The organism is Bradyrhizobium sp. LeoB3 (genome assembly GCF_055456055.1).
This window is the reverse complement of record NZ_JBVBEF010000037.1, coordinates 67,101-77,240: the sequence shown is the minus strand read 5'-3', so window position 1 is coordinate 77,240 and position 10,140 is coordinate 67,101. Positions and strand designations below refer to the sequence as shown.

10 protein-coding genes are annotated in these 10,140 nt (G+C 63.7%); 1 reads left to right on the top strand and 9 read right to left on the bottom strand.

Features of this window, described 5'->3' with window-relative positions; genetic code table 11:
• Positions 1 to 99 precede the first annotated feature (99 nt).
• The 3 genes from ACZXDY_RS23175 to ACZXDY_RS23165 all read right to left on the bottom strand — a co-directional run bounded on the left by ACZXDY_RS23175 (position 100) and on the right by ACZXDY_RS23165 (position 3,445).
• The gene (locus ACZXDY_RS23175; RefSeq protein WP_028163458.1) at positions 100 to 1,098 is read right to left on the bottom strand and encodes an Hsp33 family molecular chaperone; all 999 of its coding nucleotides are present in this window, start codon (positions 1,096 to 1,098) and stop codon (positions 100 to 102) included.
• Between the two features lie 212 nt (positions 1,099 to 1,310).
• Entirely contained in the window at positions 1,311 to 2,237 is a 927-nt protein-coding gene (argF, locus tag ACZXDY_RS23170) for an ornithine carbamoyltransferase (RefSeq protein ID WP_028163457.1), read from the bottom strand.
• Positions 2,237 to 3,445, bottom strand: coding sequence for an acetylornithine transaminase (locus ACZXDY_RS23165; protein WP_464347082.1), 1,209 nt, complete (start codon positions 3,443 to 3,445; stop codon positions 2,237 to 2,239). The genes argF and ACZXDY_RS23165 overlap by 1 nt, the downstream gene beginning before the upstream one ends.
• 497 nt (positions 3,446 to 3,942) lie before the next feature.
• Here ACZXDY_RS23165 and ACZXDY_RS23160 point away from each other — a divergent pair, with 497 nt between their 5' ends.
• Positions 3,943 to 4,458: a GcrA family cell cycle regulator gene (locus tag ACZXDY_RS23160; RefSeq protein WP_028163455.1), complete on the top strand. Its 516-nt coding sequence runs from the start codon at positions 3,943 to 3,945 to the stop codon at positions 4,456 to 4,458.
• 120 nt (positions 4,459 to 4,578) lie between these two features.
• Here the strand turns inward: ACZXDY_RS23160 and phoB are convergent, their stop codons facing one another.
• The 6 genes from phoB to pstS all read right to left on the bottom strand — a co-directional run bounded on the left by phoB (position 4,579) and on the right by pstS (position 9,997).
• Positions 4,579 to 5,286 carry a phosphate regulon transcriptional regulator PhoB gene (gene phoB / locus ACZXDY_RS23155; RefSeq protein ID WP_028163454.1) on the bottom strand — a complete coding sequence of 236 codons (708 nt, stop codon included), beginning with the start codon at positions 5,284 to 5,286 and terminating at the stop codon, positions 4,579 to 4,581.
• A gap of 116 nt (positions 5,287 to 5,402) precedes the next feature.
• Positions 5,403 to 6,119 (bottom strand): phosphate signaling complex protein PhoU, encoded by a 717-nt coding sequence (gene phoU, locus ACZXDY_RS23150; RefSeq protein WP_028163453.1) that lies wholly within the window; start codon positions 6,117 to 6,119, stop codon positions 5,403 to 5,405.
• Positions 6,120 to 6,130: 11 nt separating this feature from the next.
• On the bottom strand, positions 6,131 to 6,952 hold the full coding sequence (pstB, locus tag ACZXDY_RS23145; RefSeq protein WP_028163452.1) for a phosphate ABC transporter ATP-binding protein PstB: 822 nt from the start codon (positions 6,950 to 6,952) through the stop codon (positions 6,131 to 6,133).
• Entirely contained in the window at positions 6,949 to 7,794 is an 846-nt protein-coding gene (pstA, locus tag ACZXDY_RS23140; protein ID WP_028163451.1) for a phosphate ABC transporter permease PstA, read from the bottom strand. Before pstA ends, pstB begins: the two co-directional genes overlap by 4 nt.
• A gap of 1 nt (position 7,795) precedes the next feature.
• Positions 7,796 to 8,785 (bottom strand): phosphate ABC transporter permease subunit PstC, encoded by a 990-nt coding sequence (pstC, locus tag ACZXDY_RS23135; protein ID WP_035689936.1) that lies wholly within the window; start codon positions 8,783 to 8,785, stop codon positions 7,796 to 7,798.
• A 201-nt stretch (positions 8,786 to 8,986) separates the two neighbouring features.
• Positions 8,987 to 9,997, bottom strand: a complete 1,011-nt coding sequence (pstS, locus tag ACZXDY_RS23130; protein ID WP_028163449.1) for a phosphate ABC transporter substrate-binding protein PstS — start codon at positions 9,995 to 9,997, stop codon at positions 8,987 to 8,989.
• Positions 9,998 to 10,140: the final 143 nt, after the last annotated feature.

The window sequence follows — 10,140 nt, the reverse complement described above, 5'->3', positions numbered from 1 at the left end:
CCGCTCCACCGTCGAGGTCTTCAACATCCGCTACTTCGGATGCCGTCTACCCGAAAACCGAATTGGTTCTCAGGCTCTACGATTCCACGTGCGAGAGCCCTACTCCACGCCCGCTTCTTCCGGCGTGAATTCGTAGACCGACGAGCAGAACTCGCAGGTGACGACGACCCTGCCGTCCTTCACCATGTCGGCGCGATCCTTCGCCGTAAAGCTTTTCAGCATCGACGATACCGCCTCGCGCGAGCAGGAGCATTGCGCGCGCAGCGGCAGGGGCGTGAACACGCGCACGCCGCGCTCGTGGAACAGGCGGTACAATAGCCGCTCGCCCGACAGATCCGGATCGAGCAGTTCGACGTCCTCGACCGTTCCGATCAGCGACTGCCCCTCGACCCAGGCATCGTCTTCCGGAACCTCATGGGCGGCCGTTCCTTCGGGCGCATCGCCGGGATGCAGATCGGCCTGCCGCGCGCGCTCCGGCGCCTTCGGCAGGAACTGCAGCAGCATGCCGCCGGCGCGCCAGCGAACCTTGCCGCCGTCGCCGCCGCGCCATTCCTCGCCGACTGCAAGGCGCACGCGCGTCGGGATCTGCTCCGAGCGCAGGAAATACTCATGAGCTGCGTCCTCGAGGCTGCCGCCATGGAGCGCGACCAGGCCCTGATAGCGGCTCATGTCCGGCCCCTGGTCGATGGTCATCGCGAGATGGCCCTTGCCGAGCAGCGCGCCGGAATCGAGCCCGTCCTGCAATCTTGTCGCATCGTAGCGCGCATAGGCGCGCAGCCGATCGGGCGCCTTGAAATCGACGATCAGGAACGAGACCGGGCCGTCGGTCCGGGTCTGCAGGATGAAACGGCCGTCGAACTTCAGGGATGAACCGAGCAGCGTCGTCAGCACGATCGCCTCGCCGAGCAATTTGCCGACCGCAGGCGGATAATCATGCTTGTGCAGGATGTCGTCGAGGGCGGGACCGAGCCGCGTCAGCCGCCCACGCAGATCGAGTGCATCGACCTCGAATGGCAGCACCGCGTCGTCGACCGGAACAGCCGATGGCGCCCGGGTCGGTGTTTCCGTGATCTTGATGTCGGGGGATTGTGAAACCATGGCGCTCTATCTGGGGTCTTGAGAGGCGAAACGAAAGGGGTTCACATCTATCGTTGTTAGCCGTCATCCCTGCGAAAGCTGGGATCCATAACCACCGATGTGAGCATTGTGAAAAGCTGAGGCCGCAGCTTGATGCAACAACTCACATCGGTGGTTATGGATCCCGGCTCGCGCTTCGCTTGGCCGGGACGACAGCTATCTTGGCGGCGCGCTTACGCGACCGCGTCAAAACACCAGGCCAGAATGCCCTTTTGCGCATGCAGGCGATTCTCGGCCTCGTCGAACACCACCGATTGCGGACCGTCGATCACCTCGTCGGTGACTTCCTCGCCGCGATGCGCCGGCAGGCAATGCATGAACAAAGCATCGGGTTTCGCCAGCGACATCAGCTTGGCATTGACCTGATAGGGCCGGAGCAGATTGTGCCGGTGCTCGCCGTCCTTGTCGCCCATCGACACCCAGGTGTCGGTGACGACGCAATCGGCGCCGCGCACGGCCTCCTCGGGGTCGTTGCCGAGCACGATCGGCGCCTGGGTCGCCTTGATCCAGTCGCGCATCGCCTTGTTCGGCGCGAGCTGCGGCGGCGTCGCGATATTGAGGGCGAACTTGAAACGCTCGGCGGCATGCGCCCATGACGCCAGCACGTTGTTGTCGTCACCGGTCCAGGCCACGGTCTTGCCCTCGATCGAACCGCGACGCTCCTCGAACGTCATCAGGTCGGCCATCACCTGGCAGGGATGCGAGCGGCGCGTCAGCCCGTTGATCACGGGGACGGTGGCATGCGCGGCAAGCTCCAACAGCGCATCGTGGTTGAGGATGCGGATCATGATCGCATCGACATAGCGCGACAGCACGCGCGCCGTATCGGCGATGGTCTCGCCACGGCCGAGCTGCATCTCGGCGCCGGTGAGCATGATCGATTCACCGCCAAGCTGGCGCATGCCGACGTCGAACGACACTCGCGTGCGGGTCGAAGGACGCTCGAAGATCATCGCCAGCGTCTTGCCTTCGAGCGGCTTCGTAGCCCTCTCATGCGCCTTCAGTCTCGCCTTCATGGCGGCGCCGGCGGCCAGCATGGCGCGCAGCTCGTTGAGCGACATTTCGTTGATGTCGAGGAAGTGACGGGGCGCCTTGCTCATCATCCCGCTGCCTTCTTCGAAGGTCCGGTTGAGAGCGCGGTGCAGGCGCGCTCCAGGCAACCGATGGCGTGCTCGATCTCGGCCTCGCTGACGATCAGCGGCGCGAGGAAGCGCACCACATTATCGCCGGCGCCGACTGTGAGTAGCTTCTGCTCGCGCAGGGCGTTGACGAGGTCGCCCGAGGGCACCACGGCCTTCACGCCTATCAGAAGCCCCTCGCCGCGCACGTCGGCGAGAATGGACGGATAGCGGTCAACCGCGGAGGCGAGCTTCTGCTTGAGCAGGAGCGACATCTTCTGCACGTGATCGAAGAAGCCGGGCTTCAGCATCACATCGAGCACGGCGCCGGCGGCCGCGACCGCGAGCGGATTGCCGCCGAAGGTCGAGCCATGCGAGCCCGGCGTCATGCCGGACGCAGCTTCCGCGGTCGCAAGGAAGGCGCCGATCGGAAAGCCGCCGCCGAGCGCCTTCGCCAGCGACATCACATCAGGGGTGACCCCGATGCGCTTGTAGGCGAAGAGATCGCCGGTGCGGCCCATGCCGGTCTGCACCTCGTCGAAGGCGAGCAGCAGGCCGTGCTCGTCGCAGAGCTGGCGCAGCGCCTTGAAGAAGGCCGGCGGCGCGGAGCGCACGCCGCCTTCGCCCTGCACCGGCTCGATCAGGATGCCTGCGGTCTCTGGACCGATCGCACGTTTCACCGCTTCGATATCGCCATGCGGCACCTGGTCGAAGCCGTCCATCGGCGGACCGAAGCCCTCGAGATATTTAGCGGCGCCGGTCGCTGCGAGTGTCGCGAGCGTGCGGCCATGGAAGGCGCCTTCGAAGGTGATGATGCGGTAGCGCTCCGGATGCCCCTTCGAGAAGTGATAGTGACGCACGACCTTGATCACGCCCTCCATCGCTTCCGCGCCGGAATTGCAGAAGAACACGAAGTCCGCAAAACTCTGCTCGCACAGCCGCGCGGCAAGCTTCTCGCCGTCCGGGCTCTTGAACAGGTTCGACATGTGCCAGAGCTTCGTCGCCTGTTCCTGCAGCGCCTTCACCAGATCCGGATGGGCATGGCCGAGCGCGTTCACCGCGACGCCGGAGGTGAAGTCGAGATAACGCTCGCCTTTGGTCGAGATCAGCCAACAGCCTTCGCCGCGTTCGAAGCCGAGATCGGCCCTGGCAAAAACGGGAAGCAGATGCGACGTGGCGCGGTCGGTCATGGCGATCACTGAAGGGTTCAGACAAGCCTTTCAGACAAGCCCCGGCGGCGTGCAGCGATGCAGACACGCGGCTGAAGCTCATCCAGCGAAAACAAAACGTGCCGCCTTTGCAGGGCGGCACGTAAAGGCATTCTATGCGCGCGGCAGGTGCTGTCAATCTCCACGAAGCCGCCAGGCTGCGCGGCAAAGTACCGGTAATCCGCAGTTTTCCGGTGTGGTGGAAAGCCCGATTGCAATCCCTAAATGTCGGAACATGTGGACGCATAGGCGCGGACTCTTGCGCCAGAGTCACGCCATATTGTAGCGTTTGGCCTGTCGGGTACGACATCTCGTGCGGCAGTTTTGATCCCTTAGAGTCCTTTGTGTGCGGCGTACACGTTCGGGTGCGGTTTTCGTGCCCGGCGAGCCTTAAGGGATTCTGCCCGCAGGGATTTTTGAGATTAGGCATCGCAGCGCTGTCCCAGGATCGGCCGGCGCAACGCGAAGGGAAAGATGCGATGACGGTATTGACCTGGTCCGACGAACGCGTCGAGCAGTTGAAAAAGCTCTGGGAAGGTGGCCTCTCGGCCAGCCAGATCGCTGCGGAACTGGGCAACGTGACCCGCAATGCGGTGATCGGCAAGGTGCACCGGCTTGGCCTCTCGGGCCGCGCCAAGAGTCCTGCTGCAGCCGCGCCGCGGCAGCGCAAGGCGCGTCCGGCACAGCCGATGATGCGCGTGGCGCGTCCGGTCTCCCGCGGCAACACCGCGCTCGCCCACGCCTTCGAGGTGGAGGTGGAAGCGGACCCTATCGCCTACGACAATGTGGTGCCGATGAGCCAGCGGCTGTCGCTGCTCGAATTGAACGAGGCCACCTGCCACTGGCCGGTCGGCGATCCCTCGAGCCCGGAATTCTTCTTCTGCGGCGGCAAGGCGCTTCCCGGCCTGCCCTATTGCGCGCACCACTCCCGCATCGCCTACCAGCCGGCGGCTGACCGCCGCCGTCCGACGGTCAAGCCGTCACAAGGCAAGTAAGCCGACGACAGATCGTAGCCGGGGTGGAGCGCAGCGCAACCCGGGAACGCTGTATCGGCAGGTCCAAATTTCCCCGGGCTACGCTTCGCTGCACCCGGGCTACGGATTGAGGTCGCCGGTTTACGACTGCTCGGCCTTCGCGAAGCGATCATCGAGCGCGTAGCCCGCGCCGCGGACGGTGCGGATCGGGTCCTGCTCGCGGCCGGGATTGAGCAATTTGCGCAGGCGGCCGATGTGAACGTCGACGGTGCGCTCGTCGATATAGATGTCGCGGCCCCAAACGCTGTCGAGCAGCTGCTCGCGGCTGAACACGCGGCCGGGATGCTCCAGGAAGAACTCCAGCAGGCGATATTCGGTCGGGCCGAGATCGATCGGGCGGCCCGAGCGCGCGACGCGGCGCTTCTCGCGGTCGAGTTCGATGTCGCCATAGGTGAGCACGGTGGCGAGCCGCTCCGGGCTTGCCCGGCGCAACAGGCCCTTCACCCGCGCGAGCAGTTCAGGCACCGAGAACGGCTTGACGATGTAGTCGTCGGCACCGGTCGCCAGCCCCCTCACGCGCTCGCTTTCCTCGCCGCGCGCGGTCAGCATGATGATCGGGAGCTGCTTGGTCTCCGGCCGCGCCCGCAGACGGCGGCACAGCTCGATGCCGGAGAGTCCCGGCAGCATCCAGTCGAGCACGACAAGGTCGGGAATACGTTCCTTGAGCCTTGTGTCCGCATCGTCTCCACGGGCGACCGTTTCGACATCATAGCCTTCTGCATCGAGATTGTAGCGCAACAGCGTCGTCAGCGCTTCTTCGTCTTCGACCACCAGAATGCGTGCGCTCATCGGCTTGGCTTCTCCTATAGCGGGATGACTCTCTGCTTGAATCGTCATCCCACTCTTCCTTTGATGTTTGAGCAGGATCTTGGCGGAAAGCCGGCGTCGACTTTCCGGATGTTGCTCTAGTTGCCCGGAACGGTCGTGGCGAACGTCGTCATATCCCCCTTCGGCCGCTTGTCGGTGATCTGCTGACCCTCGATCATGTAGAAGACCGTTTCCGCGATGTTGGTGGCGTGGTCGCCGATCCGCTCGATGTTCTTGGCGCAGAACATCAGGTGGATGCAGAACGAGATGTTGCGCGGATCTTCCATCATGTAGGTGAGGAGCTCGCGGAACAGCGAGGTGCAGATCGCGTCCACCTCCTCGTCGCTCTTCCAGACGTTCATCGCCGCCGGCAGATCGTGCGCGGCATAGGCGTCGAGCACGGACTTGACCTGCGACAGCACGAGGTCGGTCATGTGCTCCAGGCCGCGGATCAGCTTCAGCGGCTGGAAGTCGTTCTCCAGCGCGGCGACGCGCTTGCCCATGTTCTTGGCGAGGTCGCCGATCCGCTCGAGGTCGGTCGCCACCCGCATCGCGCCGACGATCTCGCGCAGGTCGACAGCCATCGGCTGGCGGCGGGCGATCGTCAGCACGGCGCGCTCCTCGATCACGCGCTGCAGGCTGTCGATTTCGATGTCGGAAGCGACGACACGCTTGCCGAGCGCGACGTCGCGGCGGATCAGCGCATCGACGGATTCGGTGATCATCCGTTCGACCAGCCCGCCCATCTCTGCGACCAGACGGGTCAGTTCCTGAAGATCGCTGTCGAATGCCTTGGCGGTATGTTCAGAAGCCATGATGTCCCTCCTCAACCAAACCGGCCGGTGATGTAGTCTTGGGTACGTCGATCGCTCGGCGAGGTGAAGATCTTGCTGGTGTCGTCGAACTCGATCAGTTCGCCCAGATACATGAACGCGGTCTTGTCGGAGACGCGCGCCGCCTGCTGCATGTTATGCGTGACGATCGCGATCGTGTAGTCCTCCGACAATTCCTGGATCAATTCCTCGACCTTGGCGGTCGAGATCGGATCGAGCGCCGAGCAGGGCTCGTCGAACAGGATAACTTCGGGCCGCACCGCAACCGTGCGGGCGATGCAGAGGCGCTGCTGCTGGCCGCCGGAGAGGCTCAGGCCGGAGGCGTTGAGCTTGTCCTTGACCTCGTTCCACAGCGCGCCGCCGCGCAGCGCTTTCTCGACGCGGCCGTCCATTTCAGATTTCGAGATCTTCTCGTAAAGGCGGATGCCGAAGGCGATGTTCTCATAGATCGTCATCGGGAACGGCGTCGGCTTCTGGAACACCATTCCGATCCGCGCCCGCAGCAGGTTGAGGTCGAGCTTGGGGTCGAGGATGTTGGTCTGGTCCAGCATCAACTGGCCGGTGGCGCGCTGGCCGGGATACAGGTCGTACATCCGGTTGAAGATCCGGAGCAGGGTCGACTTGCCGCAGCCGGACGGGCCGATAAAGGCGGTGACGCGGTTGGTGCCGAGCGTCAGGTTGATGTTCTTCAACGCATGGTGCTCGCCGTAATAGAAGTTGAGGCTGCGTGCAGTCACCTTTGGCGCCGCTTCCGGCAGCGACTTCTGGGGAATGGCCGCGCTCGGGCTGGTCGTCGATACGGACAGATCGGTCATTTTGCGCTCCTTTCGGCGCCGAGGATGCGCGCGCCGATGTTGAGCGCGAGCACGGTCAAGGTGATAAGCAAGGCCCCGCTCCAGGCGAGCTCCTTCCAATAGGCGTAGGGGCTCTGCACGAAGTTGTTGATGGTCACCGGCAGGTTCGCCATCGTCTTGGTCAGGTTCAGGCTGAAGAACTGATTGGACAGCGCGGTGAACAACAGCGGGGCGGTCTCACCGGCGACGCGGGCGGTCGCCAGCAGCACGCCCGTGATCAGGCCGGAGCGCGCCGCGCGATAGGCGATCCGCTTGATCACCAGCGAGCGCGGAAGGCCAAGCGCGGAGGCCGCCTCCCGCAGCGGGTTGGGGACGAGCAGCAGCATGTCCTCGGTGGTGCGGAGCACAACCGGGATGACGATCACCGCCAGCGCCAGGCAGCCGGCCAGCGCGGAGAAGCCGCCCATCGGCACGACAACCGCGCCATAGATGAACAGGCCGATGATGATCGACGGCGCGCTCAAGAGGATGTCGTTGATGAAGCGGATCACCGAGGTGAGCCGGTCATGCTTGCCGTATTCGGCCAGATAGGTGCCCGCGAACAGGCCGAGCGGCGCACCGATGCCGACGCCGATCACGGTCATGATCACCGAGCCGACAATCGCGTTCAACAGACCGCCATCGGTGGAGCCGGGCGGCGGCGTGTTCTTGGTGAAGACGTCGAGGCTGAGGCCGGCGAGACCGTTGTAGAACAACGTGAACAGGATCAGCGCCAGCCAGGTCACCCCAAACGCGGCGGCGGCGATGCAAAGCCCGCGGATGATGATGTCGTTGCGGCGGCGTGCTTTGTAAATCGGGTTCATGTCAGTTCCCCGCCTTCCTTTCCAGACGCATCAGCATCAGTCGCGCGCAGGCGAGAACAATGAATGTCAGCACGAACAGCAAGAGGCCGAGCAGGATCAGACCCGACTGGTGCAATCCGTCACTCTCGGCGAATTCGCTGGCGATCGCCGCCGAGATCGTCGTGCCCGGCGCGAAGATCGAGGAGGAGATGCGGAACGAATTGCCGATGATGAAGGTCACTGCCATGGTCTCGCCGAGGGCGCGGCCGAGCGCCAGCATGATGCCGCCGATGACGCCGACGCGGGTGTAGGGGATCACGACGTTGCGGACGACTTCCCAGGTGGTGCAGCCGACCCCGTAGGCCGCCTCCTTCAGGACCGGCGGCACCGTCTTGAACACGTCGACCGAGATCGCCGTGATGAAGGGCAGCACCATGATCGCCAGGATCAGCGCGGCGTTAAACAGGCTGAGATAGGATGGCGGGCCTGCGAATATCGCACCCAGCACCGGCACGCCGTCGAACACGCGGATCATGAACGGCTGGAAGGTGTTGGCGAGGAACGGGCCCAGCACGAAGAAGCCCCACATTCCGTAAATGATCGAGGGGATGCCGGCGAGCAGTTCGATCGCGATGCCGATCGGGCGGCGCAGCCATTGTGGGCAGAGCTCGGTGAGGAAGATCGCAATGCCGATGCCAACTGGAATGGCAATCATCATCGCGATGACAGAGGTGATCAGCGTGCCGTAGATCGGCCCGAGCGCGCCGAGCACCGGCGGGTCTGCCGAAGGCGCCCAGCGCTGGGTCCACAGGAACGAGAAGCCGTATTCCTTCATTGCCGGCCAGGCGCCGGCGATCAGCGAAAGGATGATACCGCCTAGGATCAGGAGCACCGAAATCGCGCAGGCGCGGGTGATCCAGTAGAAGGTGATGTCACCGAGTTTGAAGGCGCTGAGGGCCCTGGCACGATCGTAAGGTCCGGAGGCTGCCATTACGTCGCTTTGAACGGCCATGTCTGCCACGCCAATCCCCTGTGTTTACTCGATCGCAACTTACTGCGCGACCCGTCCTGAACGTTTTCCCGCATCGTCGCAGGATGCACCCCGTCGGGCGTAGACCCGGAATCCACAGCTTCGGTTGCGAAGCGATGGATTCCGGTTTCTCGACTTTGTCGCGCCCGCAGAGGACAGGGCGCGACGCTCGCTATGCGAGGCTCAGCTCTTGATGTCCGACGACCAGGTCTTCTCGATCAGCTTGACGACCGGCTCCGGCATCGGGATGTAGTCGAGCTCTTCGGCCGCCTTGCCACCCTTCTCGAACGACCACTTGAAGAACTTGATGGCTTCGGCCGAGGCCGCCTTATCCGTCGGCTCCTTGTGCATCAGGATGAAGGTCGCCGCGGTGATCGGCCAGGACGCATCGCCCGGCTGGTCGGTCAGGATCACGTAGTAGCCCGGAGCCTTGGCCCAGTCCGCGTTGGAAGCAGCGGCCTGGAACGCAGCAATGGTCGGCTGCACGGTCTTGCCGGCCTTGTTGACCATCGCCGCATAGGTCAGCTTGTTCTGCTTGGCGTAGGCGTATTCGACATAGCCGATGGCGTTCTTGGTCTGGCTGATGTTGCCCGCAACACCCTCGTTGCCCTTGGCGCCAACGCCAACCGGCCACTCGACCGCGGTGCCCGAGCCGACCTTGGACTTCCAATCGGCATTCGACTTGGAGAGGAAGTCGGTGAAGTTGAAGGTGGTGCCCGAACCATCCGAGCGGCGCACGACGGTGATGGCGTCGGAGGGCAGCTTCAGCTTCGGATTGAGCTTGGCGATCGCCGCATCGTCCCACTTGGTGATCTTGCCGAGATAGATGTTGCCGAGCACTTCGCCCGACAGCACCAGCTCGCCCGGCTTGATGCCTTCGAGGTTCACGACCGGCACGATCGCGCCCATCACCATCGGCCACTGGACGAGTCCGTCCTTCTCGAGCTGCTCGGCCTTCAGCGGCGCATCGGTGGCACCGAAGGTCACGGTCTTGGCCTGGATCTGCTTGATGCCGGCGCCGGAGCCGATCGACTGATAATTCAGCCCGTTGCCCGTTTCCTTCTTATAGGCGTCCGCCCATTTGGAATAGATCGGGAACGGAAATGTCGCGCCTGCGCCAGTGATATCGGCCGCAAAGGCCGACGTCGAAACGGCCACCAAGCCGGCAGCGACGATTGTCCTAAAGAAATTCATGGGGTGGTCTCCAATCCTGTGAGCGAAGCGCCGGATGCGCCCGATCGCGCTCACGCCGGTCCGTTTAGGAGCGGTCGATGCTCGTTTTACGAAGGTTGGATGACAGTTGGATGACACATTCAAGCAATTGAAATTGCTTGATT

Excerpts from the sequence above, each read along its gene's own strand:
- pstC (WP_035689936.1), bottom strand. The coding sequence starts at position 8,785 with ATGGCCGTTCAAAGCGACGTAATGGCAGCCTCCGGACCTTACGATCGT.
- ACZXDY_RS23160 (WP_028163455.1), top strand. The coding sequence starts at position 3,943 with ATGACGGTATTGACCTGGTCCGACGAACGCGTCGAGCAGTTGAAAAAG.
- ACZXDY_RS23175 (WP_028163458.1), bottom strand. The coding sequence starts at position 1,098 with ATGGTTTCACAATCCCCCGACATCAAGATCACGGAAACACCGACCCGG.
- pstA (WP_028163451.1), bottom strand. The coding sequence starts at position 7,794 with ATGAACCCGATTTACAAAGCACGCCGCCGCAACGACATCATCATCCGC.
- phoU (WP_028163453.1), bottom strand. The coding sequence starts at position 6,119 with ATGGCTTCTGAACATACCGCCAAGGCATTCGACAGCGATCTTCAGGAA.
- ACZXDY_RS23165 (WP_464347082.1), bottom strand. The coding sequence starts at position 3,445 with ATGACCGACCGCGCCACGTCGCATCTGCTTCCCGTTTTTGCCAGGGCC.
- phoB (WP_028163454.1), bottom strand. The coding sequence starts at position 5,286 with ATGAGCGCACGCATTCTGGTGGTCGAAGACGAAGAAGCGCTGACGACG.
- pstB (WP_028163452.1), bottom strand. The coding sequence starts at position 6,952 with ATGACCGATCTGTCCGTATCGACGACCAGCCCGAGCGCGGCCATTCCC.
- argF (WP_028163457.1), bottom strand. The coding sequence starts at position 2,237 with ATGAGCAAGGCGCCCCGTCACTTCCTCGACATCAACGAAATGTCGCTC.
- pstS (WP_028163449.1), bottom strand. The coding sequence starts at position 9,997 with ATGAATTTCTTTAGGACAATCGTCGCTGCCGGCTTGGTGGCCGTTTCG.